Source organism: Kribbella pittospori (assembly GCF_004331465.1).
GTDB lineage: Bacteria > Actinomycetota > Actinomycetes > Propionibacteriales > Kribbellaceae > Kribbella > Kribbella pittospori.
Window position 1 is genome coordinate 1 of record NZ_SJKB01000008.1, and the last position, 23,835, is coordinate 23,835.

A 23,835-nucleotide genomic window follows, 5' to 3' on the forward strand; every position below is an offset into this window, starting at 1 on the left:
CCCACCGGCTGAACACCCGCCCACGACAGACCCTGGGATGGAAGACTCCAGCCCAAGCCCTCGACGAGGCGCTGCGTGCAACAACTGGTTGAAACCGCCGCCGGTTTGGTGGCTGAGCGGTTCACAAAGTCGGGCCGGCCCGGAACGGCGGCGACGGATATCCCCTTGGGTTGTGGGTTCTCCCCTCGTATCCCAAGGGAGAAGGCACCACTCGAGGGGATATCCGTTCGAGCGGTGCCGCGGCGCCGGCGCGGTGGGCAGGGGTCCGAGTACGGCGGGGTGGTCGGGCCGGCGGGGTTGTGCGGGCAACGAGGCTCGGGCCCTGTACGCAGATGATCTGCATCCAGGGCCCGAGGGGTACCGGCTGATCGCGGAGCGGCTTGCTCCGCGGCTCACTCTCCCGGCGTAAGGCTCGTCCCCAGCGCCTGCCAGTCGAGGACGGGCGCTGCGAGCTGGCTGATGGTGGCCAGCAGACCGAGACGAGCGGCCCGGATCTCCGGGTCTTCGGCCATCACCAGGATCTCGTCGAAGAACGTGGTGACCGGCTCCACCAGGACCGAGGCCGCGGTGGCGAAGTCGGCCAGGCCGGTCGGCGCCTGGCCCACCTTCTGGACCGCCTCGTGCAGGACGACCTCGGCCGGCTCGGTCAGCTTGGCCGGGTCGTACGACGCCTCGGTGCCCTCCGGGACGATCCGCCGTACCCGCTGCAGGACGGCGACCAGATCAGCGAAATCGCCGCTGCCGACCAACTGCTGCAGGCTCGCCAGGGTCTCGTCGGCCACCGCCGGGGCAGTTGCCAACGGCAACACCGCGGCCACCTGATGGTGGTCGTCGCCGCGGTCCAGCAGCTGCTGCTCGTACCGCCGTACGGTGAACTCGGCGACCTCGTCCAGCGACTCCGCCGGTACGTCGATGCCCTGGGCACCGATCTCCGCGGCGGCAGCCTTCAGGCCCGTATCGAGGGTGATCTGGCGAAGCGACGGGTGTTCGCGAAGGATCGCCACCACACCGGCGGCTGCCCGCCGCAGCGCGAACGGGTCGGAGCTACCGGTCGGCTTGGCGCCGATCCCGAACAGACCCGCCAGCAGGTCAAATCGGTCCGCCAGTGCGAGCAGCGCACCCGGAGTCGTCGCCGGGACCGGATCCCCGGCCGACCGCGGCAACTCCATGTCGTACAGCGCCTGCGCGACCGCCTCGGTCTCGCCGGCGCGGCGCGCGTACTCGCGGGCCATCGTCCCGGCCAGGCTGGTCAGCTCGACCACCATCTGCGACCCGAGGTCGAACTTCGCCAGCTCCGCGGCCCGGCGCAGCGTGGTCAGGTCGTCGCCGTCCAGCCCGACCGTCGATCCGAGGCTGAGCGCAATCCGGCCGATTCGCGCGGCCCGGTCGGCCATCGAGCCGAGCCGCTGCTCGAACGCCAGCTTCTCCAGCTCGCTCTTCATCGAGTCCAGCGAGGTGTCCAGGTCGGCCCGCCAGAAGAACGCCGCGTCCTCGTAGCGCGCCCGCAGGACCGCCTCGTTGCCCGCGCGAACCACGTCGTCCTTGACCGAACCGTTGGCCACGGCAACGAAATGCGGGAGGAGCTTGCCGTCGCTGTCCCGCACCGGCAGGTACCGCTGGTGCTTGCGCATCACGGTGGTGAGGATCTCGCCCGGCAGCGTCAGGTAGTCCGCCGAGAAGCCACCGAGGATCGCGGTCGGTTCCTCGACCAGGTTGACGATCTGGTCGATCAGCGCGGTCTCGCCCTCGAGGTCGATCGTGCCGCCGGCCTCGGTGGCCAGTCGCTGCGCCGCCTCGACGATCTGCTCGCGCCGCTTGGCCGGATCGGCCTCGATGCCGTGGATCCGGAGCAGGTCGAGATACCCCTCGGCTGCCGCGATCTCGACCTGCGGCGGAGCCGCGTTGCGGTGCACCCGCGTCGTCCGGCCGGATGCCAGCGTCGACACCGACACCGGCACCACCTGGTCGCCGAGCAACGCGACCAGCCACCGCACCGGCCGGGTGAACGACAACTTCGCGTCGTTCCACCGCATGTTCTTGTCCGACCGCAGCCCGCTGACGATCTCGCCCAGTACGCCGCTCAACACCTCGGCCGCCCCGCGACCCGGGTCCGGTTTGGTCACCGCGACGTACTCGACGCCGTCCACGTCCAGGTCGTGCAGTTCACTCACGTCCACGCCCTGACCGCGGGCGAACCCGGCCGCGGCCTTGGTCACGTTGCCGTCGGCGTCGTACGCGGCCGACTTCCGCGGGCCACGAACCACTCGCTCCGCGTCCGGCTCACCGGCCTGCACGCTCGCGACGAACGCCACCACCCGGCGAGGCGTCGCGTACGTCGTGATGTCGCCATGACCAAGGCGCGTCGCGGCCAGCTTCTCGGTGAGGGCCGTCTTCACAGCCTCGGCGGTCTTGGTGACCTCCGACGGCGGCATCTCCTCGGTGCCGATCTCGAACGTCAGCTGCCGCGTCCCAGTGGTCGTCGGGAACTCGGTCGGCTCTGGCGCCGGCGCGGGCAGTTCGGCGATGCCCAGCGGGTGCTCGAGCTCGGTCCGGCGTTCGGCCCACAGCTGGGCCACCTCGCGGGCCAGCGTGCGCATCCGGCCGAAGGCCTTGGCGCGTTCCGTCGTACTGACGGCGCCGCGCGAGTCGAGGATGTTGAAGGTGTGCGAGCAGCGCAGGACGTAGATGTGCGCGGGGACCGGGAGCCGGGCGTCGAGCATCCGGCGGGCCTCGTGCGCGTACTCCTCGAACAGCCGCTTGTGCGTGTCGACGTCGGCGTCGTCGAGGTAGTACCGGCTCATCTCGTACTCGGCCTGGCCGAACGCCTCGCCGTACGAGATGCCCGGCGCGTAGGCGATGTCCTTGAAGTGCGAGACGCCCTGCAGCGCCATCATGATCCGCTCGATGCCGTAGGTGATCTCCACCGACACCGGGTCCAGCGTCATCCCGCCGGCCTGCTGGAAGTAGGTGAACTGGGTGATCTCCAGGCCGTCCAGCCAGACCTCCCAGCCGAGGCCCCAGGAGCCGGTCGCCGGGTTCGCCCAGTTGTCCTCGACGAATCGGATGTCGTGGGCGTGGATGTCGATGCCGAGCGCGGTCAGGCTGTCCAGGAACAGCTCCTGCGGGTTGCCCGGGTCCGGCTTCAGGACCACCTGGAACTGGGTGTGGGTCTGCAGCCGGTTCGGGTTCTCGCCGTAGCGGCTGTCATCGGGCCGGACACTCGGCTCGACGTACGCGACCCGCCACGGCTCGGGACCGAGCACCCGCAGGATGGTGGCCGGGTTCAGCGTTCCGGCTCCGACCTCGGTGTTGAACGGCTGCACGATCATGCAGCCCCGATCGGTCCAGTACTTCGTCAGCGCGAGCAGCGCGTCCTGCATGGTGAGCACAGCAAACCTCGAGCCATTGTTCGGAGGGGGTCAGGAGACGAAGTCTATTAGCCTTGCCCGGGTGCCATCCCCCGGCGTGCAGGCGGCGACTGGCAATCGTTTGATTCTGGGGATCGGCTGTTCCTTAGACTGAGGTGGTGACCTCGCCGAAACATGCGGCGGTTGTCCGCTAGCTGAGTCGTCTCATGACCGTCATCACGGTGAACGACACACTCTCCGCGGATCGGGCGCTGCGCCTGATCGACCGCGGTTCCACTCTTGTCTGGGACGGTGATTTCCAGAACGCGAAACAGCTGCTGGCCGCACTCGGCCGCCGGCTCCCGGCGGCCGAGGGTGGCAGCTTCCAGGTGCAGCGTCGGCGACAGGCCCGGCGCGCGCAGGTGCTCAACTCGTTGCTGATAGCGACGCACGACCACACCATCCACCTACGCCGGGCACCCGACGTTCGGCAGGCCTGCCTGGAGGCGTACGGCCCGCCCGACGGTGAGCGACTCGTGCCGTTGCGGGAGTTGCTAGGCGTCATCGGTGCGCACCAGCTGCGCGTCAAGGGAGTCCAGGTGCCGGCCCTCGGTGCCCGGATCCACCCGCACTACGGCGTCTTCGCCCCGACGCGATCGGAGTACGTCGATCTGGTCGGCGACCGCCCGTTGCCGCGATCGACGGTCGCCTTCGACATCGGGACCGGGACCGGGGTGCTGGCCGCGGTGCTGGCGCGGCGAGGCGTTCCCAGGGTCGTTGCCACCGACAACAGTGTGCGGGCGGTCGAGTGCGCGCGGGACAACCTCCGACGGCTCGGGCTGCAGAACCGCGTCCAGGTGGTCGAGACCGACCTGTTCCCACCCGGACGGGCCGATCTCGTGGTGTGCAACCCGCCGTGGATCCCGGCCCGGCCGATCACGCTCCTGGACCACGCGGTCTACGACGAGGACGGGCGGATGCTGCGCGGCTTCCTCGGACAGGCGCACGACCACTTGAACCCCGGTGGCGAGGTCTGGCTGGTGTTGTCCGACCTCGCCGAACACCTCGGGCTCAGGTCGCGCGCGGAGTTACTCGACGGCTTCCGGTACGCCGGTCTGCGGGTCGCCGGCCGGGCGGACGTCGTACCGCGGCATCGGCGGGCACGGGACGACGAGGTGACTTCGCTGTGGCAGCTCTGTCCATCCGGCGGATCGCCGTTCGTGGAGAGGGCATGAACAACACGTTGGTAGTTGAGGATGCTGAGTTGTACTACGAGGTGCGTGGAGACGGGCCGTTGGTGGTGTTGGTCGGGGCGCCGATGGGGGCGGACTCGTTCGCGCCCGTGGCTGACCTGCTGGCCACGGACCACACGGTCCTGACGCTGGATCCGCGTGGGGTGGGTCGGAGCACGCTCCGGCCTGGTGGGACCTCGACGCCCGAGGAGCGGGTCGACGACCTGGCGCGGCTGATCCGGCATGTCGGCGACGGACCGGCGGCGGTGTTCGGGTCGAGCGGCGGGGCGGTGAGCGTACTGGCGCTGGCCCAGGCGTACCCGGAGCTGGTGAGCACGGTGATCGCCCACGAGCCGCCGCTCGACCGCCTGGTCGAGGACGGTGACGAGCTGCTGGCCAAGTCCGAGCGGATGATGGCCGACTACCTGGCCGGGGATGTGATCGGGGCCTGGAAGCAGTTCTTCGCGCTGGCGAACATCCAGGTGCCGGACGGCGTGGTCGAGGCGATGTTCGGCGGTGAGCGGGATCCGCAGCAGGTCGCCGACGAGCGGTTCTGGTTCGCCCACGAGCTGCGCGAGACGGTGACCTGGGTGCCGGACGTGGACCGGTTGCGGGACAGCGGCGTACGGATCGTGGTCGGCATCGGCGAAGAGTCGACCGGTCAGCTCTGCGACCGGACCTCGACCGCGCTGGCCGGCCGGCTCGGCATCGCGCCGACCCGGTTCCCCGGCGACCACACCGGCTTCGCGGACCGGCCGGAGCCGTTCGCCACCGCCCTGCGCGCGGAGCTGGCCGTCGAGGTGAGGTGAGACTCCCCGCAGGCCGTCAGGAGGAGTATGTGAAGCTGGAGGTGTCCGGTGCGTGCGGTGGTGTGAACGCGGTCGCATCGGGCACCGGTCGGAGGTGCCTAGTGGGTTCCGTTCACCGCGTGGCGCCTTGACCTCAACCGTGGTTGAAGTTTCAAGCTGTGTCTCGTCAGGGAACGGTGGGTGCCTTTAGCGGTGGTCCAGTCGTTCGCTGGCAAGGCGGAGGAGGAGGGCAATGCGGAGCATTGCGCGACGACAACGCCGCCAGCGGGCGTCTGGGGCGCCGCTAAAGGTGCCTAACGTTTCCTGACGAGACACTGGCCGCTGACAGAGGACATCGGAGATATTCGGCCCTCGCGGGCCCCGACGAAGGAGCAGAGTTGACCACGTACACGCTTCCCGACCTCCCCTACGACTACGGCGCACTGGCGCCGAGCATCGCCGGCGAGATCATGGAGCTGCACCACTCCAAGCACCACCAGACCTACGTGAACGGCCTGAACGACACCCTGGAGAAGCTGGCCGCGGCCCGCGAGAAGGGCGACTTCGGCGCGATCGTCGGGCTGGAGAAGTCGCTCGCCTTCAACCTCGGCGGGCACGTGAACCACTCCATCTTCTGGAAGAACCTGTCGCCGGACGGTGGCGACAAGCCGGACGGCGAGCTGGGCGCAGCCCTGGACGAGTACTTCGGCTCGTTCGACGCCTTCCAGGCCCACTTCACCGCCAGCGCCACCACCATCCAGGGCTCCGGCTGGGCGATTCTCGGCTGGGACGCGCTGGCCGGGCGGCTGCTCGTTCACCAGCTGTACGACCAGCAGGGCAACCTGCCGGCCGGGCAGATCCCGATCGTGATGCTGGACATGTGGGAGCACGCGTTCTACCTGCAGTACAAGAACGTGAAGCCGGACTACGTCAAGGCCTGGTGGAACGTGGTGAACTGGGGCGACGCGCAGGCCCGTTTCGACGCGGCCCGCGCCGGAGCCGGCAGCCTCATCGCCGGAGCCTGACCGCCGTCCGGGGTCCGGCGAGGTTTCGCCGGACCCCGGAGTTCAGTTCGTGAAGAACCCGGTCAGTACCGGGGCGATCGCGGTCGCCTTGATCAGGTGGGTCTGACCGGGGACCTCGCGGTGCTCGGCGCCGGGTACGGCGTCCGCCAGCGCACGCACCGAGGTCTTCATCCAGGCCGGGCTCTTGCCGCCGTTGACCACCAGGGCCGGTACGCCGATCGCCGCCCACTGGGACGCGTCCAGCGGCTTGCCGGCTACATTGCCGCCGACGACGCGGGCGTCGTACGGAAGAGTCGGGGCCATCGCCTTCAGGTGCTTCCAGGCCGGCATCAGCTTCATCATCGTGACCATCGGGCCGGGCAGGCCGATCACCGTCGTCATGAAGTACCGGACCGCGTCGGCCGGTTCGCGAGCCTCGAGGTCCTGCACCCAGGTCGCCGGGATCTGCTTGCGGCTGTCGTCGACCACGAACGGCGGCTCGAACGCGACCAGCTTCTCGATCGCCAGCCCCGCCGCCGCGGCCCGCAGTGCGAGCGCCGCGCCGGACGAGGAGCCATAGACGTACGCCGAGCCACCGGCCGCCTCGATCACCGCGGCCAGGTCCTCGATCTCGCGCTCGACCTCGTAGGTGTCCGCGTCGCCGGAGTCACCGCGGCCACGCCGGTCGTAGTTGTAGACCGTGAAGCTCGACGCCAGCGTCTCGGCCAGCTCGGGCATCGGGCCTTGGGATCGCCCGCACAGCGCGCCGTCGACCAGGACCAGGGCAGGGCCTTCTCCACGCTTGTCGTAGGCGATCGTCGTACCGTCCTTGGAGACCACTGTGCTGCTCATGCGAAGAACTCCTTCAGCGCGGGGGCCAGGGCGGCCGCGTCCACATTGTGCTGCTGATCGGGGACCACACAGGCGGTGGCGCTCGGGATCGCGTCCACCACGGCTTGGTTGCCCTGCTTCATCCATTCCTCCGACGCTCCGCCGGTGAACACCCGGGTCGGCACGGCCACCGAACTCGCCGCGGCCGGGATCGAGTAGTCGCCCATCACGGTCGCGTCGTACGCGAGGGTGTGTGCGATCGCCTCCTGAGCCGGCCACCACGGCGACTCCTTCGCCATCGCGACGAACTCGGCCGGCAGCCCGACCACCTCAGCCATGAAGTACTCGGCCGCCTTGTCCCGGCGCCCCTCGGCCACGAACGCACGGTAGATCGACGCCGTGTCGGCGGGCGGCCGCTTCCGCGTGCCTTCGAGGATGTACGGCGGCTCCCACAGCGCGAGCTTGGTCACCGGACGGCCGGCAGCGGTCGCGAGCAGTGCGAGCGCAGCACCGGACGACGTGCCGTACAGGTGCGCCGGGCCGCCCGCGGCCGCGAAGATCGCGTCCAGGTCCTCGAACTCGCGCTCGATCGCGTACGCTGGTGCGTCGCCGGAATCACCGCGGCCGCGCCGGTCGTAGTTGTAGACGGTGTGGTTCTGCGCCAGCAGGGCTGCCAGCGGGGCGTTCGACATCCGGTCCACCGAGCCGCCGCAGACGAGGACCACCGCTGGTCCTTCGCCGAGCCGGTCGTACGCGATGGCGGTGCCGTCCGCCGAAGTGACCTTCTCCATGACGTTCCTCCTGAATCGGTGCGGGCCACTCAGCTGGCCTCAACCACTGCGTCGAACATCGCCGGCACGGATCGACCGTCTGTGATCCAGATCACAGGCGGCCGCAGACAGGCCGGGGATTTGCCCCTCGTGAAATGGATTTCCCAGCGGGGCTGAACGGCCTAAGGTGGCCATCCAAGAGATCCCGGCCGCCCCCTTGGAGATCCCATGGACCACACGCCCGACCTCAGCGAATGCGCCAATCCGGCCTGCGGTGGATCGTGCCCGCGCGCCGGGGTGGGACGACGAACGTTCCTGTCGATCAGCGCGGCCGGTGTCGGCATGCTCGCCGCGCCCGGGATGCTGCAAACTGCCCAGGCCATCACACGGATGCCGACGCTCACCCCGGAGCGGATCGCGGAACTGACGGACCGCGGTACGCCGACCGAGTACACCGGTGCTGCGCTGGCGAAGATCGGGATGCCGGTCGGCGGCGGTTGCGCCGGCCAGGTCTACCTCTCCGGCGACGGACGGCTGTGGGCTTGGGATGTGTCCAACGCGCTGACCTACCCGCTCGGCGGCGCTGACTTCGCAGGGACGCACTACGCCGTACCGCTGTCCGCGGACGCCGACGGCGCGACTCGGTTCCGGCAGGGCTTCGTACTGCGTGCCGGCGGCAAGACTCGGACCGTCGATGCGAAGGGCTTCGATGACGTCCGGTTCACCGGGCAGTATCCGATCGGCCGGGTGGCCTACACGTCGTCGGACAGCCCGGTCGACGTGACGCTCGAGGCGTTCTCGCCGTTCGTCCCGCTGGCGACGTCCGACTCGACGCTGCCGGCCACGATCATGGCGTTCACGCTCCACAACACCTCCGCACAGACGGTCGACGCGACGCTGCTCGGGTACTCCGAGAATCCGGTCTGCCTGGACAGCAGGCGCAGCCAACCGACCACTCAGCGGGCCACGGCGTACCCGTCCGGGATCGAGTGGTCGGCGGCCGACCCGGCGGCTTCGAGCAACGACGACATCCTCTTCGAGGAGTGGGACAGCGACACGTACGACGGCTGGACCGCGACCGGTGACGCGTTCGGGACCGGGCCGGTACGACCGGCCGACACTCCCCCGCTGATGCAGCGCTTCGGTGACCTGAACATCTCCGGCAGCCGCTTCGTCACGTCGTACAACTTCCGGCTGAGCGGCGGGCCGGACGACCGCACCGGCACGTTGACCAGCACGCCGTTCCAGATCACCCGCCGGTACGTCGCGGTCGCGCTCGGCGGCGGCAATCACCCTGGCAAGGTCTGTGTGAACGTCGTGGTCGACGGCACGGTCGTGGCCACCGCGACCGGCAGCGACAGCGAGCCGCTGGTCGGGCAGATGCTCGACGTCGGCGAGTACGACGGGCGCACCGCGCAGATCCAGTTGGTGGACTCCGCGACCGGCGCGTGGGCGCACCTCAACTGCGGCAGCATCACGTTCACCGACCGCGCCGACATCGTCTTCGAGGACTGGGAGCGGACCGACTACTCCGGCTGGACGGTCACCGGTACGGCGTTCGGCGCGGGTCCGGTCACAGTGGCCGAGACGCCGGAGAACTTCCGCCGGCCGTTCGGCAACCGCACTGAGCTGAACGTCTCCGGCAGCCGGTTCGTCACGTCGTACGACTTCCGGAGCGGCTCGTACGACAGCACGCAAGGATCGCTGACCAGCCAGGTCTTCACCATTGACCGTGCATACATCACCGTGTGGACCGGCGGCGGCAGCAACCCGAACACCACCGTGGTCAACCTGCTCGTCGACGGCGAAGTAGTTGCCTCAGCCAACGGTAGTGACATCGAGCCGCTCGACGCGATCTGCTGGGCGGTCGGTCCCTGGGCCGGGCGGTCGGCACAGCTCCAGATCGTCGATCAATCCAGCGGCGGCCGGGGGCATGTGAACGTCGACCGGATCATCTTCAGCGACCGCCCGATCCGCCGGCAGCCGGTGGCCGATCGCACCGACGCCGGCTCCTTCACGATGGCCACGCTGGAGAAGCACCCCGTCGTACGTCGATCAGTCGCGGCCTGGTCGACCCCGGACGAGTTGTTCGACGCGGCGGACGGACCGGCCGAGGTCGACGGTGCGTCCACGCAGGTCGGCACAGTCGCCGTGAAGGTCGCACTGCGGCCGGGTGAATCGCGCACGGTGCGGTTCGTCCAGGGCTGGTTCTTCCCGACACCCGAGCGCCGGCTGTTCAGCAGCCTGGTCGGCGGATCCACGCTGATGCGGCACTACAGCACCCGCTTCGACTCCGCGCGCCAGGTGGCGCAGTACGTCGCCACGCACATCCACCGACTCGAGTCCGGCACACGCGAATGGGTCCGGACCTGGTACGACGACTCGTCGCTGCCGCACTGGTTCCTCGAACGCACCCTGGCCACCGCGTCGACGCTGGCGACCGGCACCTGCCACCGCTGGCAGGACGGGCGGTTCTACGCCTGGGAGGGAACTTACTGCTGCTCAGGCACCTGCGAGCACGTCTGGAACTACGCCCAGGCGATCGCCCGGCTGTTCCCCGACCTCGAACGTGACACCCGCGAACGCGTCGACCTCGGCATCGCCTACAAGCCGACCGGCGAGATCGGGAACCGCGGCGAGTCGCCGGACGCCTCCTCGTCGTTCGCCGACGGCCACTGCGGCACGATCCTGCGCATCTACCGCGAACACCAGATGAGCCGGGACGCTGCCTTCCTGACGCGGGTCTGGCCGAAGGTCAAGGTGTCGGTCGACTACCTCGTCTCCGCCCGCGACGGATCGGACCAGGACGGCATCTTCCGCGGCGGGCAGTGGAACACCCTCGATACCGAGTGGTTCGGCGAGATCCCCTGGCTGAGCGGGTTGTACGTCGCCGCCTTGCGCGCCGCGGCCGCGATGGCGACCGAGGTGGGCGACACCGCCGCGGCCTCGAAGTACGCCACGATCGCTGACCGCGGATCGGCGTACCTGAATGGGCCGTTGTGGAACCAGACCTACGGGTACTACGTGCACAAGGTCGACCCGGCGCATCCGGTGCCGAGCACGAACAGAGGTGTGTTCGTCGACCAGTTGTACGGACAGATGTACGCCGCTCAGCTCGGGCTGCCGCGCGTGTTCGAGGCCGACAAGGCACGGACCGCGCTGACCAGTGTCTATCGCAACAACTTCCAGCCGAATCCGTCGGCGTACCGGCCACCAGGGATCGGTGTGGGTCGCGTGTACAGCACCGACGGTGAGGCCGGCACGGTGATGGTGGCCTGGCCGAACGGCGGGTCCACGGAGAGCGGCGGGCACCCGTACTTCAACGAGGTCTGGACCGGGCAGGAGCACCAGTTCGCGGCCCACCTGTTCGCCGAGGGGATGGCGGCCGAGGGGCTCGCGGTGACGCGGGCCGTGTACGACCGGTACCACGGCGAGAAACGGAACCCGTACAACGAGATCGAGGCGAGCGATCACTACGCGCGGGCGATGATGAGCTTCGGCACCTATCTGGCCGCGTGCGGGTACGAGTACCACGGTCCACGCGGGCGTCTCGGATTCGCGCCGCGGCTGACGCCGGAGGATTTCGCTTGTGCCTTCACCGGAGCCGAGGGTTGGGGTCGCTACAGCCAGACGCGCGACACCGGAACTCAGACAGCCGTCCTCGACATCCGATACGGCCGCCTCCGGCTGAACAGCCTCTCCTTCGAAACCGCTCGCCCCGCTACAGCCGTGACCGTCAAGCTCGATGGCAAGCCCCACCCGGCCACCCTCACCACTACCGGCACCCGCACTGTCGTCACGCTCACCCGGCCGGCGCTGGTCACCCCCGGCAAGCCCCTCACCATCACCCTCACCACGGAGTGAGACAACTGCTTGCGTAGCGTCGCCGCTGGTGGGTACCGGGCCCGTGAGCCGATCACGGGAGGCGAAGATGACGACGCGTCCGGAAACCGTTCGGCCAGAGGCCGGACAGAACGGCCAGAGTGAGCACGTCGGCGCTCTGGTGAGTCAGCTGACGAGCGACGTGAGCCGCTTGGTGCGCGACGAGCTTCAGCTGGCCAAGGCCGAACTGAAGGTCAAGGGAAAGGAAGCCGGGGTCGGCGTCGGCCTGTTCGGTGGGGCCGGGACCGTCGCCCTGTACGGCCTCGGGGCACTCGTCGCGACGGCCATCCTCGGCCTCGCGTACGTCGTACCGGCGTGGTTGTCGGCGCTGATCGTCGCTGCGGTGCTGTTCGTGATCGCAGGGATCGCGGCGCTGCTCGGCAAGAAGCACGTCTCGCACGCCAGTCCGCCCGTTCCGCAGCACGCCGTCGACGGTGTGCACGACGACCTCGAAGCACTCAAGGGCCATCAGCCGGAAGGAAAGATCACCGCATGACCACCAACACCAGCAGGAACGCGGACCACCGCGAGCCGATGCCCGAAACCGAGGCACTCCGGATCGACCTGGAGATGACCCGGCAGCACCTCGCGGACACCGTGCAGCAGCTGAGCCGCCAGCTGGACGTACCGCGCCGGATCAAGGACTCCGCCGGCCAGGCGGGCCACCGGGTCAAGGACTCTGCCGGCCAGGCGGGCCAGCGGATCAAGGCGACCGCCGGCCAGGCCGGTCAGCGGATGCAGGGGCGGATGAAGGACGTCCCGGGCCAGGTGAAGGGCATCGCCGCCAGCCTCCGGCACCCGAAGACCACCGCGGCCGTCGGTGGCGCCCTGGCCCTCGGCGTCGGAGCAGCCGCCTGGATGGCCAGGAAGCAGAAGTAGGTTTCCAGCGTGCAGGTCGACAGGTAGTGCACCCGGCTATACGCCGTACATCAGGCCCGCTTCACGCTCTACTGCACTACCGCGACCCCGACACCACCTGTCCGTCTGCACCTCGCCCGTCCCGTCAGCAGGCCGCGGCGCGTTCCAGGAGAAGGGTGCGCTCGCGTTCGTTGCGGGTCAGGGCGGCGGCCTTCTCGAACTCGGCGCGCGCCTCGTCGAGCCGACCCAGCTTGAACAGCAGGTCGCCGCGGACGCTCGGCAGCAGGTGGTAGTCCTTCAGCGACGGCTCCTCGGCCAGAGCGTCGACAGCCGCCAGCCCGCGCTCCGGGCCGAACGCCATCGAGATCGCGACCGCCTGGTTGAGCTCGACCACCGGCGACGGAGTGACTTGCGCGAGTACGGCGTACAGGCCGGCGATCCGGGCCCAGTCGGTGTCCTCCGGGTCGGCGGCGCGGGCGTGGCAGGCGGCGATGGCGGCCTGGAGAAGATACGCGCCGGGCGGCTTCTCCAGAGCCCAGGCGCGGTCGAGGCCTTCGAGACCGCGGCGGATCAGCAGCCGGTCCCAACGACGCCGGTCCTGGTCGAGCAGTAGTACGGGCTCACCCTCGGGACCGATCCGGGCGTTGGCGCGGGAGGCCTGCAGCTCCATCAGGGAAAGCAGACCGAGTACTTCGGGCTCGTCGGGCATCAGCCCCACCAGCAGCCGGCCGAGCCGCATCGCCTCGTTGCACAGCGCCGGCCGCATCCAGTCGTCGCCGGCGGTCGCGGAGTATCCCTCGTTGTAGATCAGGTAGACGACCTCGAGCACGCTCGACAGCCGCTCGAACAGGTCCTCGCCGGCCGGTACCTCGAACTCGACGCCGGCCTTGGCGAGATTGCGCTTGGCCCGGACGATCCGCTGGGCGATCGTCGCCTCCGGGGCGAGGAACGCGCGCGCGATCTCTTCGGTCTTCAGACCGCCGAGCAGCTTCAGCGTCAAGGTCACCCGGGCGTCCGCGGTCAGCACCGGGTGGCAGGCGGTGAACACCAGCCGGAGCAGGTCGTCCTCGATGTGGTCCTCGAGAATCGCTTCCACGTCGTCCTCGACACTGTCGCCGTCGATTTCCAGCTCATGGCCCATCTCGGCCAACTTGCGCTGGTACGTCTCCTTGCGCCGGATCAGGTCGATCGCGCGGCGTTTGGCGATCGCCATCAGCCAGGCACCCGGGTTGTTCGGTACGCCGGACTCCGGCCACTGCTCGAGCGCCGCCACGAGCGCGTCCTGGGCCAGCTCCTCGGCCAGTCCGACGTCCCGCACGATCCGGGCAACACCCGCGATGATCCGCGCCGACTCGATCCGCCATACGGCGTCAACCGCCCCGCGCGCCTCCGTAACCGTCACCCGCCGATAGAACAACACCAACAGCCCAACAGCAACCCACCCCGCGCCGCCCGCGCTCCACCGATCAGCCCACCTTGTGCACCGTTCGACCGTCGAACGACCTCTCCGGTGGTTGGCCGGTGCACAGAGTGGGCTTGGGGATCAGTTCTGGAAGATGTCGGAGTCGGGGGCGAAGTCGGACTCTTCGACCACGCGGCGGACCTCGACCTCGCTGCCGAGGGCTTCGGCCAGGCGGGCAGCCCACTCGACCGCCTCGTCGCGGTTGCGGACCTCGACGACGATGACGCCGCCGATGAGCTCCTTGGTCTCGGCGAACGGGCCGTCGGTGACCGTGCGCTTGCCGGCGTCCACCTTCACCCGGGCGCCGAGTGAACTGCGGTGCACACCCTCCGCGAACAGCAGGACACCGGCCTTGGACAGGTCCTCGACAACCTTGCCGACCGCCTCGCCCACCTCCGGCGGCGGGAACTTCCCGGCCTCGGTCTCGGCGTCCGCCTTGTTGATGATCATGTAGCGCATCGCTGCTGCTCCTCGTCGTCTCGGTCGATCACTTACTCTCACGTCGAGCGGCCCACCACCAGATCGACACACGCCGACAGCGAATTTCCTTGACCTCAAGATTGGTTGAGGTACCAGACTGCAATTCATGACTTCAACGACGGAACTGACGAGCACGGATGAGCGCGAGATCCGTGATCTGGTGGCGCGGGCCGATCAGGCCCAGTCGGACGCGGTGGTGCTGCCCGAGTTGCACACCGACGAGATGGTGATCGTCAACATCGCCGGGCGCCGGCTGTTCGGGCGGGAGGCGTTCAGTCAGGCCATGAGCGCTGCCCTCGGCTCCGCCCTCAAGGACGTCCGGACCAGCGTGGACATCCTCGACGTCCGGCCTTTGACCGCGGACGCCGTACTCGTGAGCTGCCTCAAGACCGTCCACGACAACCGGCCCGATGCTGAGCCCGGCGCCCTCCCGACAACAGGCGCACTGACGTACGTCGCGCTGCGGACCGCCGCAGGCTGGCGGCTGGCCCTGGCCCAGACCACGCCGATCCAGTAGGCGGATCAGTTCGGCTGGTCGCCGTTCGGCTGGTAGGCGCAGGCGTCGGCGAGGTTCTGTGTCGGGCCTGGCGGGTTCGTGGTCTTGCCCGAGGGCTTGGGGGTGCTCGCCGGGTCGGCCGGCTCCTCGAGGGCCTTCTGGATCGTCTCGCGCATCCCGTCGTAGTCCGGGTGCAGGTACTTCATCTTCAGCCTCGACACGTCGAAGTTCACGTTCGAGACCGTGCCCGACTTCACCCTGAGCGCCAGCTCGACCAGCGCGGGCAGGAGCTCCTGCGGGATGTCGGTGCGCAGCAGGTGCTGCCCGGCCGTCGCGATCGCCTTGTACTTCGTGGCCAGCGTGGTCGGGTCGGCCGCGTCGACCATGGCCTTGATCGTGCAGCGCTGCCGGATCTGCCGCTGGTCGTCGTCGGCGCCGTACCGCCCGCGGGCGAACCAGAGCGCGTGCCGCCCGTCGAGGTGCTGGCGCGGTCCCGGCTCGATCCATTCCTTCGGCGGGATGTGCGCACTGCTGATCCCGCCCATCGCGACGCGCTCGTTGACGTTGACGGTGATCCCGCCGAGTGCGTTGACCAGTTCCGGGAACCCGGTCAGGTTGACCTGCAGGTAGTAGTCGAGCTTCAGCCCGGTCGCCTCGCCGACAGACTGCTTGAGTACGTCGGCGCCCTCGTTGTCCGACGGTCCGAGGATGCCGGGGTGTGCGTCCGGGATGTTCTGGTACATCGCGGTCAGCATCCACTCCAGCCGGCCCTCCAGGCTGAGGCCCTCCTTGCCGAACCCGTCCGGGTAGAACCTGTGCAGCGGCGAGTCCTTCGGGAACGGCATGAAGGTCAGCTGCCGCGGCATCGAGATCAACGCGGTGTTGCCGGTCCGGGTGTCGATGCTCGCGACAATCACCGTGTCGGTCCGGACCCCCGGACGGCCCGGCTCGTCGTCACCGCCGAGCAGCAGCAGGTTGAGCCGCGGCTTGTCCTCCCACGGGTCCTTGACATTGGCGATCGACGGCCGGGTCGCGCTCTTGCTCTCCTCCTGCGCGACGAACACGCCCTGCACCAGGGCCCGCTGCGCCAGCACACTCTGTACGCCGAGCGCGGCCGGAGCCGCGATCGCGAAGCACACCACGCCGACGAACATCGCGCCGACCACCCGGCCGCGGGCACCACCGCTTGCCGGACGCAACGACCGGTACGACGCGATGATCACCACGATCCAGAGGAACGCGAGCGCCGCGATCGTCACCGACATTGCCAGCAGCCGGCTCGGTACGACGGCTGCCGCGAGCACCTCGTCGCGCCGGGTCAGGCCGACGTACACGCCGAGTCCGATCAGGCCGAGAGTGAGGGTGAGAACGAACGCGCCGATGATCCGGCGGCCGCCGGCGATCAGTCCGGCGCCGGGCAACAGGGCGCCCAGTAGCGTCAGGCCCAGGAGGTTCGGCACTGATCGTGGCCGAGTCCCTACCGGGCGCGAACTCGTCGCCATAGCTCCCCTGTTCGCCGTCCCCAAGGTCCAGTGTGCGTCAACTCCCGCACCTGCACCTCTTCAGACGTGTTACAGGGTCGAACGGTTGTCATACGGGAAGATGACCGCCCGCGAATCCCTCGGTCTCGACGAGCGTCCGGACCACCACGGCGACCTGAGCCGGCGGACTCCACTTGCCCGGGTCCGCCTTCGGCATCGCGGCCCGGTTGGCGGGGGTGTCGATGGTCGCGGGGATGATCGTGTTCACCCGGATGCCGTCACGCGCGTACTCCGCGTGCAGGGCGTCGGCGAAGGCGAGTACGCCGGCCTTCGCGGTGATGTACCCGGCCGCGCCGGAGAACGGTCGGAGGGCCGCACCGCTCGCCGTACACACGATCGCTCCCCCGCCGGCGGCCAGGAGATGCGGCAGTACCGCCTGAGTGATCAGGTACGTCGGTCGCAGGTTGAGCCGGAGTTGCTCCTCGAAGTCGTCGATCGGCGTCTCGTGTATCCGCGCTCCGGACGCGAAGCCGCCGACCAGGTTCACCAGTGCCGCCAGCGGCGCGGCCTCGTCGGAGGTGGCCAGCGCGACGACGTCCGCCGTACCGGCCGGGTCGAACGGGTCGGCGAGCACCGGGTTGAGCGCCGGGTGCGTCCCGAGCCGGGCGAGTGACTCCTCGGTCCGGCCCGGTACGACGACCCGCCACCCGGACTGCAGGAACTCCGCCGTCACCGCGGCCCCGAGCGCACCGGTGCCTCCGGCAACCACCACCGTCCGGCTCATCGACGTCCTCGCTTCGCTCCGGGCGCCGATGAGGCGCGAAATCGGCTGTGCTTGATGATGAACTCGCTGCGCTCGTTCATGCGCCGAGCTTAATCGGGTGCACAGGGGAGACAGCAGGGGCTACGGTCGTCGGTTGTGCGGATTCTGATGCTGGGCGGGAACGGGTTTGTCGGGCGCGCGATCCTCATGGACGCGCTGCAGCACGGCGCCGAGGTGGCGTCCTTCAGTCGAGGCAAGAGCGGGACCACCGAGCTGCCGCCGGAGGTGACGCAACTGGTCGGCGATCGGGACTCCGGCGACTACGAGGCGCTGCGGACCGGCGAGTGGGATGCGGTTGTCGATCTCAGCGCCTTCCAGAGCAAGCAGGTCGACCAGGCGATGGACGTGCTGGCCGACCGCGTCGGGCGCTACGTGTTCGTCTCCAGCCATGCGGTCTATGTACGCGATCTGCCGGCGGGCACCGATGAGACGGCACCACGTCGCGCACCGATGCGGGCCGCCGACGTACTCACGAACGACACCTACGGCCCGTGCAAGGTCGCGTGTGAGGACGACGTACTGGAGCGGTACGGCGAGCGCGCGACGATCGTCCGGCCGGGGAAGGTCACGGGTCCCGGCGACTACTCGGACACAGCCCTCTACTGGGTACGACGGGGTGCGCGAGGCGGCCGGGTCGCGTTGCCGACACGGCCGGAGCAGCCACTGCAACTGATCGACAGCCGGGATCTCGGTCGGCTGGTAGTGCAACTGATCGTCGACGAACGACCTGGTGCCTTCAACGGCATCGGCCCGGACAGCACAATCGGCGAACTCATCGAAACCGCCGCGGACGTCGCCAACACCTCGGTCGACCTGGTGCAGATCCCAGCGGACGCCGTACCCGAGCGCTTCCCCCTGATGGAGCCCGAGGCCGAGTGGCCCTCCCGCCAACGCAACCAATCCAAGGCCCGCGCCGCCGGCCTACCCGTCACCCCTCTCCGCCAGACGGTCGAAGACCTCTACCGATGGGACCTCGACCGAGGCACACCTCCCATCGAAGCCGGCATCACCCCGGAGGATGAAGCCGACCTACTCAGGCAGAGCTAGGGTCCTGCCGGCGTCGCGGGCTGCGTTGATGGAGCGGGTGAGGGTGTCCTTCAAGGCTGTGGCTTCGTCGGCGAAGCCTTGGACTACTGAGGTGTCGCCGGCTGGTTCGGTGCGGGCCAGGAGTTCGATGTAGCGGTCGCCGTCTTCCAGGGCGGCCTCGGCGCGGAGGGCGGCGTCGGCAGAGCGGACGCGGTCGGCGTACCGGTCGAGCAGATCGACCTTGCGCTTGATCGCCTCCACCGACAACGAGAGCGCCCGGCGCTGCGGCCCGAGGACGGCCTCCAGCTCAGCCGTCGCCATCCCGCGGGCGACCTCACACTGCCGAGCGCGCAGTACGGTCTGCTCGCGCAACACCTGAGCGATGTCCCACAACTGCTCCGGCAACACCAGCTCGTTCTTCACGTCATCGAGCAACCCACGCTGCGTAACCGTTGCCTCAAGCACCGTTTTGACCGCGCGCTGCGCCCGCCCGAGCAACCGGCTCGCATCGTCGTCGAAGTCGTCCGGCAGCAGGTACTTCCGATGCTGCAACCGCACCGCCTTGTGCCCGCGATCCTCCACCGCCGACTTCACGAAGACACCGCCGGTCACGAGTACGGCGACCCCGGCCAGCGCGACGGCACCCCACGCCGCCACCGCCGTCGGCAGGAAGCCGGCCATGAAGATCAGCGCGAGGATCCAGCCGCCGACACACACAGCGATCCAGACCAACAGCGTGCCGAAGGTGTTGCCGGGCGCAACCGACCAGGACGTCTCCCGCTTCGGGCGCGGTGCGTCGGCCGGGACGAACAGCTCGGGCCGGTGCTCGTACAGACGCCGTACGCCCTCGGGCACGTCAGGCGCGAACACAGGCTCCACCGGCCACCTCCCGCAGACCTCAACACTGTCAGCACTCAGCGTAGCCGGGTGAGAGTCTTTTCCAGACCGTCCAGGACGAGGTCGAGACCGAACTCGAACAGCCGGTCCAGGTCGTAGTCGAACTCGAAGTCGTCCGCGAGCAACTCGCGGAACGCGGTCAGGTTCCCCGCGCTGATCAGTGCTGCCAGCTGATCGCCCTGCCGGTCGGCCCACTCGTCCGCGGTCAGCCCGGTGTCCTGTTCGGCGTACGCCTCGGTCTCCATCGCCAGCGCGACACCACGAACGAACGCAAACACACTGATCGCGGCGTACAACGCGTTGCTCTTGTCCACGCCGAATCCGCTCACCGCCCGCAGGACGGCGTCGGTGTGCGGGAGAAGGTTCGGGACCAACTGCGGCCGGCCGAGACTGATCGCACTCGCCAGCCAGAGATGCCGCCGGTACGCCGCCCACTGCAGCCGCGCGACGACAGCGATCCCGTCCCGCCAGTTCGCCGACGGCTCGGCCGGAAGCGGGAACTCCGCCATCGCGGTGTCGACCATCTGCAGCACCAGCGCGTCCTTGCCACCGACGTACCGGTACAGCGCCATCGTCGACACCCCGAGCTCGGCCGCGATCCGCCGCATCGACAGCGCCGCCAACCCTTCGGCATCCGCGATCGCGATCCCCATCCGCACGACCTCGTCGCGATTCAGATCCAGCACCGGCCGTTCGGGCACGGCTGTCTGCGCGGCCCGGTCCTGACGACGGACGGCTCGAGGAGGACCGACGACCGTACCCACACCCGGCCGAACGTGGACCACGCGATCCTGCTGGAGCACCTGCAACGCCTTCGTCGCCGTCGCCATCGCGACACCGAACTCCCGGACCACGGCCCGCGTCGACGGCGCCCGCTCCCCCGGCACCAGCTCGCCCGCCTCGATCCGCCGCCGGATCTCGGCCGCGATCCGCTGGTACGGCGCCTCGTCCATCAAGCCTCCTGAGCTAGAGCGTGTACAGCGTACGCGCACTACCCAGCCGCACCGGCGACGCCTTCCTCCGCACCGGCGACGTCGTCAACTGGATCAACGGACGCTCCGGTCGAGCCATCACCTACGTCCTCGACCAGCGCTTTCCCCGAGTGCTGTCCGCCGTACTGTGCGGAGCGGCGCTCGCCATCGCGGATACGACGGTGCAGGCGGTGTGCCGCAACCCGCTGGCCGAACCCGGCATCCTGGGGACCACCGGTGGGCGCCGGCGTCGGTGCGATCGCCACGCTGATCCTCTTGCCGTCAGCAAGCATCTGGCTGCTGTCCGGCGTCGCCGCAATCGCTGCCCTTACCACGTTCACGCTGGTCTACCTGGTGTCGTTGCGCGGTGGACTGAGTTCGGACCGGCTGGTCCTGATCGGCGTCGGCGTCTCGTCCGGAGCGACCGCGATCATCACCCTGCTGATCGTCGCCACCGACCCCTGGAACCTCAGCCTCGCGATGACGTGGCTGTCCGGCAGCACCTACGGACGGACCCTGCCGCAGGTGGCACCGGTCGCGATCGCGCTGCTCATCTGCACCCCGCTGCTGCTCGGCGCGATCCTGGTCAGCCTCGCGGACAGCCTCGGCCGGACCCTGCTGGCTCCGGCCCAGATCCCGGCCGGCCTGCTCACCGCGCTGATCGGAGCGCCGTACTTCGTCTACCTGCTCTGGCGGACCCGCACTCCGGCCCGGTAATCGGGGCTCGATGGACCTCGCGGTTCGTGTCAAGATGGGCGTCATGCTGCGCGAACTGCACCTCACCGGCAACCCGGCCGCGGACAAACTGCTGAACGACGACCCGTTCGCCCTGCTGACCGGGATGCTCCTGGACCAGCAGTACCCGATGGAGCACGCGTTCTCCGGCCCGCAGAAGATCGCCGACCGGATGGACGGTTTCGATCTGCACAAGATCGCCGCCACCGACCTCGACACCTTCGTCGAACTCTGTGTCACCCCGCCGGCCATCCACCGGTACGGCGGCTCGATGGCCCGGCGCGTGCACGCGCTCGCCCAGCACATCATCGACAACTACGGCGGCGAGACGGCGGGGATCTGGACCTCCGGCCGGCCCAAGCCCGACGGCCTCGAGGTGCTCAAGCGGTTGAAGGCGCTGCCCGGCTTCGGCGAGCAGAAGGCCAAGATCTTCCTCGCGCTCCTCGGCAAGCAGCGCGGCGTCGAGCCCAAGGGCTGGCGCGAGGCGGCCGGCGCGTACGGCGACCGCGGCGCCCGCCGCTCGATCGCCGACGTCACCGACGCCGAGTCCCTGCTCGAGGTCCGCTCCTTCAAGAAGGCCGCCAAGGCCGCCGCCAAAGCGGGCTGACCACCTCGCCGGGAGCGCCCGCCGCCGCGCGGGTTGTCCCTTGCGCCCCACGAGGTCCCTGCCGAAACAGGTTCGTCCCGCCTATGCTCGCCTGGGCAGGCAACGGGAGGAGCACGGATGGACATCCGGGATCTGGATCGGCGGGCCGGCGCAGTTCTGGGCGAGGTGGTGATGCAGATCCGCCCGGAGCACATGTGGTTCCCGACGCCCTGCCCGGACTGGACCGTCCGCGGCCTGCTCCGTCACATCGTCAGCGAGAACGAGGGCTTCGCGGCCGCGGCCCTGAACGGCTCGGCTCCGGTCCAGGCCTGGAACGGCGGGCGGCTCGGCGACAACCCGGCCGGTGCGTACCGGCGGTCGAACGTCGGGGTGGCGGACGCCTTCGCCGACGGCGGGGCGCTGGATCGGCTGATGGAGGTCCGCGAGTTCGGCTCGTTTCCGCGCCGGATCGCGCTGACCTTCCACCAACTCGACTGCGTCGTCCACGCCTGGGACCTGGCCAAGGCCATTGACGTGCCGTACGATCCGCCGCCGGACATGGTCGAGATGGCGCTCGGCCTGGCCCGCCGGATCCCCGACACCGACGTCGCCCGCGGCCCGGGTCTCGCCTTCGAGCGCAGCGTCAAGGTCCCGGGCGACGCCTCCGACCTCGACCAGCTACTCGGCCTCCTCGGCCGCAATCCCGACTGGATCTCCCCCTTCGACTGAATAGTCGGGCAGCTCGATCGCGTCGGGCTTGGCGACGGCCAGCTTCGCCAGCAGGCCGGCGAACAGCCGGGACATCGTCAGCCGGATCGAGGCGTCCCGCAGCCGGATCCCGAGGGCAGTCATCGGCATCGCCATCGTGATTCCGCCGGGCGGCAGTTCCATCCGCTGGTCGACGTACGCCTGCATCCGGGACTGGTACGCCGGGAACGCGCGAGCGTGATCACCGTCCGCGACGGCGAGTTCGCCGGCCAGGACGTACGCGCCGACGAGTGACAGCGCGGTCCCGTGCCCGGCGAGCGGCGAACCGCAGTACCCGGCGTCCCCGACGAGAACCACCCGGCCGCGTGACCACTGCGGTACGACGACCCGGCTGGTGCTGTCGAAGTAGAAGTCGTCCGCGTCGCGCAGTCCGGCCAGGATGCGCTCGGTGTGCCAGCCGAGACCGCCGAACCGCTCCGCCAGCAGAGCCTTCTGCGCGTCGACATCACGCCGGTCGTAGCTGATCACCGGCGAACGGAAGCTCAGCAGGGCCTTCGCGACGCCCGGATCGTGGTCGGGCCGCAGCCCGACCCAGCGCCCGCCGGGTGCGGAGTAGATCTTCATCCAATGGTTCAGCGGCTCCGGCGCCTCGACGGTGAAGAACGACGTGTAGCCGCCGAGGTGCTGCACGAACTCCTCCTCGGGCCCGAACGCGAGCCGGCGGACTCGCGAGTGCACCCCATCGGCCCCGACGACCAGATCGAACCGTCGCCGCGTGCCGCTCGTGAAGGTAGCGAGTACGCCGGTCGCGTCCTCGCCGAGTGCCGCGATCGAGTCGCCATACAGGTACTCGACGTTGTCGACAGTCGCGTCGTACAGGATCTGGGCCAGGTCGCCGCGGAGGATCTCTATGTCGGCAACGGGTCCGGCGCCGTCGAGCAGGTCGGCCGGCATCGCCGCCGCCGTGCGCCCGGTGGCCCGGACGTACTCGAGACCGCGTTCGTGCAGCTGACGTGCCTCAACTGCCGGCATCAGGCCCATCCGCTCGGCGACGACCTTGGAGATCCCGCGGAGGTCCACGGTCTGCCCGCCGGGCCGCGGACCCGGCGCGATCTCGACGATCGTCGGCGTGAATCCCTGCCGGTGCAGCCAGTACGCCAGCGCCGGGCCTGCGATCCCAGCACCGGAGATCAGCACAGTCTTGGTCATCTCGTCCACCCTCTCGTTGGCTAGTGCGCGTACGCCGTACACAGTGCACTGGGTTGAACCGCCTGGGCCAGCGCGCACTAGGGCACTCGGGGGTGGCGCCCTAGTGCGCCGTCACACTCGCCGTCGCATCTAGATAAGGGCCCCAGGCAACTAGTTGGTTGAGTGCGTGACCAACATTCTTCGGCTCGTGGTGAACCGATCCTGCAGAGCGCACGTGTTCCGCCGTGACACAGACAGACAACAAACGCC

The 23,835-nt window shown here is 69.3% G+C and carries 21 protein-coding genes and 1 pseudogene; 12 read left to right on the forward strand and 10 right to left on the reverse strand.

Going from position 1 to position 23,835, the window contains the following annotated elements; all coding sequences use genetic code 11:
• Window positions 1–392: 392 nt before the first annotated feature.
• A complete protein-coding gene (locus E0H73_RS24415; RefSeq protein WP_165555825.1) occupies window positions 393–3,380 on the reverse strand; it encodes a glycine--tRNA ligase in 2,988 nt (995 codons plus the stop codon).
• 194 nt (window positions 3,381–3,574) lie between these two features.
• On the opposite strand from E0H73_RS24415, the gene E0H73_RS24420 reads away from it, so the two are divergent.
• From E0H73_RS24420 to E0H73_RS24430, 3 genes are all read left to right on the forward strand, one after another.
• The gene (locus E0H73_RS24420; protein ID WP_131360472.1) at window positions 3,575–4,582 is read left to right on the forward strand and encodes a methyltransferase; all 1,008 of its coding nucleotides are present in this window, start codon (window positions 3,575–3,577) and stop codon (window positions 4,580–4,582) included.
• On the forward strand, window positions 4,579–5,388 hold the full coding sequence (locus E0H73_RS24425; RefSeq protein WP_131360474.1) for an alpha/beta fold hydrolase: 810 nt from the start codon (window positions 4,579–4,581) through the stop codon (window positions 5,386–5,388). The genes E0H73_RS24420 and E0H73_RS24425 overlap by 4 nt, the downstream gene beginning before the upstream one ends.
• Window positions 5,389–5,765: 377 nt before the next feature.
• The gene (locus E0H73_RS24430; RefSeq protein WP_131360476.1) at window positions 5,766–6,392 is read left to right on the forward strand and encodes a superoxide dismutase; all 627 of its coding nucleotides are present in this window, start codon (window positions 5,766–5,768) and stop codon (window positions 6,390–6,392) included.
• A 42-nt stretch (window positions 6,393–6,434) separates the two neighbouring features.
• Here the strand turns inward: E0H73_RS24430 and E0H73_RS24435 are convergent, their stop codons facing one another.
• Window positions 6,435–7,223, reverse strand: a complete 789-nt coding sequence (locus E0H73_RS24435; RefSeq protein ID WP_131360478.1) for an alpha/beta fold hydrolase — start codon at window positions 7,221–7,223, stop codon at window positions 6,435–6,437.
• Entirely contained in the window at window positions 7,220–7,993 is a 774-nt protein-coding gene (locus tag E0H73_RS24440) for an alpha/beta fold hydrolase (protein ID WP_131360480.1), read from the reverse strand. Before E0H73_RS24440 ends, E0H73_RS24435 begins: the two co-directional genes overlap by 4 nt.
• Before the next feature lie 207 nt (window positions 7,994–8,200).
• On the opposite strand from E0H73_RS24440, the gene E0H73_RS24445 reads away from it, so the two are divergent.
• From E0H73_RS24445 to E0H73_RS24455, 3 genes are all read left to right on the forward strand, one after another.
• The gene (locus E0H73_RS24445) at window positions 8,201–11,836 is read left to right on the forward strand and encodes a GH116 family glycosyl hydrolase (RefSeq protein ID WP_202867553.1); all 3,636 of its coding nucleotides are present in this window, start codon (window positions 8,201–8,203) and stop codon (window positions 11,834–11,836) included.
• Window positions 11,837–11,903: 67 nt separating this feature from the next.
• Window positions 11,904–12,350, forward strand: coding sequence for a phage holin family protein (locus E0H73_RS24450; protein WP_131360482.1), 447 nt, complete (start codon window positions 11,904–11,906; stop codon window positions 12,348–12,350).
• Window positions 12,347–12,733, forward strand: a complete 387-nt coding sequence (locus E0H73_RS24455; protein WP_131360484.1) for a DUF3618 domain-containing protein — start codon at window positions 12,347–12,349, stop codon at window positions 12,731–12,733. The genes E0H73_RS24450 and E0H73_RS24455 overlap by 4 nt, the downstream gene beginning before the upstream one ends.
• 124 nt (window positions 12,734–12,857) lie before the next feature.
• On the opposite strand, the gene E0H73_RS24460 is transcribed toward E0H73_RS24455, so the two are convergent.
• Both E0H73_RS24460 and E0H73_RS24465 read right to left on the reverse strand, forming a co-directional pair.
• Window positions 12,858–14,114 carry an RNA polymerase sigma factor gene (locus tag E0H73_RS24460; RefSeq protein ID WP_131360486.1) on the reverse strand — a complete coding sequence of 419 codons (1,257 nt, stop codon included), beginning with the start codon at window positions 14,112–14,114 and terminating at the stop codon, window positions 12,858–12,860.
• Window positions 14,115–14,255: 141 nt separating this feature from the next.
• Complete coding sequence (locus tag E0H73_RS24465) at window positions 14,256–14,633, reverse strand: YciI family protein (protein WP_131360490.1); 378 nt, start codon at window positions 14,631–14,633, stop codon at window positions 14,256–14,258.
• A 127-nt stretch (window positions 14,634–14,760) separates the two neighbouring features.
• On the opposite strand from E0H73_RS24465, the gene E0H73_RS24470 reads away from it, so the two are divergent.
• Window positions 14,761–15,171, forward strand: a complete 411-nt coding sequence (locus E0H73_RS24470; RefSeq protein ID WP_131360492.1) for an SgcJ/EcaC family oxidoreductase — start codon at window positions 14,761–14,763, stop codon at window positions 15,169–15,171.
• A 5-nt stretch (window positions 15,172–15,176) separates the two neighbouring features.
• On the opposite strand, the gene E0H73_RS24475 is transcribed toward E0H73_RS24470, so the two are convergent.
• Together E0H73_RS24475 and E0H73_RS24480 are read right to left on the reverse strand one after the other, a co-directional pair.
• Window positions 15,177–16,610 carry an LCP family protein gene (locus E0H73_RS24475; RefSeq protein WP_238164225.1) on the reverse strand — a complete coding sequence of 478 codons (1,434 nt, stop codon included), beginning with the start codon at window positions 16,608–16,610 and terminating at the stop codon, window positions 15,177–15,179.
• A 130-nt stretch (window positions 16,611–16,740) separates the two neighbouring features.
• Entirely contained in the window at window positions 16,741–17,415 is a 675-nt protein-coding gene (locus E0H73_RS24480) for an SDR family oxidoreductase (RefSeq protein ID WP_131360494.1), read from the reverse strand.
• 135 nt (window positions 17,416–17,550) lie between these two features.
• Here E0H73_RS24480 and E0H73_RS24485 point away from each other — a divergent pair, with 135 nt between their 5' ends.
• Window positions 17,551–18,501: an NAD-dependent epimerase/dehydratase family protein gene (locus E0H73_RS24485; protein ID WP_131360496.1), complete on the forward strand. Its 951-nt coding sequence runs from the start codon at window positions 17,551–17,553 to the stop codon at window positions 18,499–18,501.
• Here the strand turns inward: E0H73_RS24485 and E0H73_RS24490 are convergent.
• Together E0H73_RS24490 and E0H73_RS24495 are read right to left on the reverse strand one after the other, a co-directional pair.
• Window positions 18,484–19,359, reverse strand: a complete 876-nt coding sequence (locus E0H73_RS24490) for a hypothetical protein (RefSeq protein WP_131360498.1) — start codon at window positions 19,357–19,359, stop codon at window positions 18,484–18,486. The genes E0H73_RS24485 and E0H73_RS24490 overlap by 18 nt on opposite strands.
• Before the next feature lie 35 nt (window positions 19,360–19,394).
• Complete coding sequence (locus tag E0H73_RS24495) at window positions 19,395–20,330, reverse strand: TetR/AcrR family transcriptional regulator C-terminal domain-containing protein (RefSeq protein ID WP_131360500.1); 936 nt, start codon at window positions 20,328–20,330, stop codon at window positions 19,395–19,397.
• A 20-nt stretch (window positions 20,331–20,350) separates the two neighbouring features.
• Between E0H73_RS24495 and E0H73_RS48010 the strand changes: the two are divergent.
• From E0H73_RS48010 to E0H73_RS24510, 4 genes and pseudogenes are all read left to right on the forward strand, one after another.
• Window positions 20,351–20,527 (forward strand): annotated as a pseudogene (locus E0H73_RS48010) (hypothetical protein); the annotation flags it as partial.
• Window positions 20,528–20,585: 58 nt separating this feature from the next.
• Window positions 20,586–21,065: an iron chelate uptake ABC transporter family permease subunit gene (locus E0H73_RS48015; protein WP_272949148.1), complete on the forward strand. Its 480-nt coding sequence runs from the start codon at window positions 20,586–20,588 to the stop codon at window positions 21,063–21,065.
• 43 nt (window positions 21,066–21,108) lie between these two features.
• Window positions 21,109–21,690, forward strand: coding sequence for an HhH-GPD-type base excision DNA repair protein (locus E0H73_RS24505; protein ID WP_131360502.1), 582 nt, complete (start codon window positions 21,109–21,111; stop codon window positions 21,688–21,690).
• A gap of 117 nt (window positions 21,691–21,807) precedes the next feature.
• Complete coding sequence (locus E0H73_RS24510; RefSeq protein WP_131360503.1) at window positions 21,808–22,398, forward strand: TIGR03086 family metal-binding protein; 591 nt, start codon at window positions 21,808–21,810, stop codon at window positions 22,396–22,398.
• Here the strand turns inward: E0H73_RS24510 and E0H73_RS24515 are convergent.
• Window positions 22,348–23,586, reverse strand: coding sequence for an FAD-dependent monooxygenase (locus E0H73_RS24515; protein WP_131360505.1), 1,239 nt, complete (start codon window positions 23,584–23,586; stop codon window positions 22,348–22,350). The genes E0H73_RS24510 and E0H73_RS24515 overlap by 51 nt on opposite strands.
• Between the last annotated feature and the right edge of the window lie 249 nt (window positions 23,587–23,835).

Bases quoted from the DNA above. Each gene is read 5' to 3' on its own strand.
- E0H73_RS24415 (WP_165555825.1), bottom strand. From the start codon at position 3,380: ATGCAGGACGCGCTGCTCGCGCTGACGAAGTACTGGACCGATCGGGGC.
- E0H73_RS24455 (WP_131360484.1), top strand. From the start codon at position 12,347: ATGACCACCAACACCAGCAGGAACGCGGACCACCGCGAGCCGATGCCC.
- E0H73_RS24495 (WP_131360500.1), bottom strand. From the start codon at position 20,330: ATGGACGAGGCGCCGTACCAGCGGATCGCGGCCGAGATCCGGCGGCGG.
- E0H73_RS24470 (WP_131360492.1), top strand. From the start codon at position 14,761: ATGACTTCAACGACGGAACTGACGAGCACGGATGAGCGCGAGATCCGT.
- E0H73_RS24480 (WP_131360494.1), bottom strand. From the start codon at position 17,415: ATGAGCCGGACGGTGGTGGTTGCCGGAGGCACCGGTGCGCTCGGGGCC.
- E0H73_RS24505 (WP_131360502.1), top strand. From the start codon at position 21,109: ATGCTGCGCGAACTGCACCTCACCGGCAACCCGGCCGCGGACAAACTG.
- E0H73_RS24510 (WP_131360503.1), top strand. From the start codon at position 21,808: ATGGACATCCGGGATCTGGATCGGCGGGCCGGCGCAGTTCTGGGCGAG.
- E0H73_RS24515 (WP_131360505.1), bottom strand. From the start codon at position 23,586: ATGACCAAGACTGTGCTGATCTCCGGTGCTGGGATCGCAGGCCCGGCG.
- E0H73_RS24445 (WP_202867553.1), top strand. From the start codon at position 8,201: ATGGACCACACGCCCGACCTCAGCGAATGCGCCAATCCGGCCTGCGGT.
- E0H73_RS24440 (WP_131360480.1), bottom strand. From the start codon at position 7,993: ATGGAGAAGGTCACTTCGGCGGACGGCACCGCCATCGCGTACGACCGG.
- E0H73_RS24450 (WP_131360482.1), top strand. From the start codon at position 11,904: ATGACGACGCGTCCGGAAACCGTTCGGCCAGAGGCCGGACAGAACGGC.
- E0H73_RS24425 (WP_131360474.1), top strand. From the start codon at position 4,579: ATGAACAACACGTTGGTAGTTGAGGATGCTGAGTTGTACTACGAGGTG.
- E0H73_RS24420 (WP_131360472.1), top strand. From the start codon at position 3,575: ATGACCGTCATCACGGTGAACGACACACTCTCCGCGGATCGGGCGCTG.
- E0H73_RS24465 (WP_131360490.1), bottom strand. From the start codon at position 14,633: ATGCGCTACATGATCATCAACAAGGCGGACGCCGAGACCGAGGCCGGG.
- E0H73_RS24435 (WP_131360478.1), bottom strand. From the start codon at position 7,223: ATGAGCAGCACAGTGGTCTCCAAGGACGGTACGACGATCGCCTACGAC.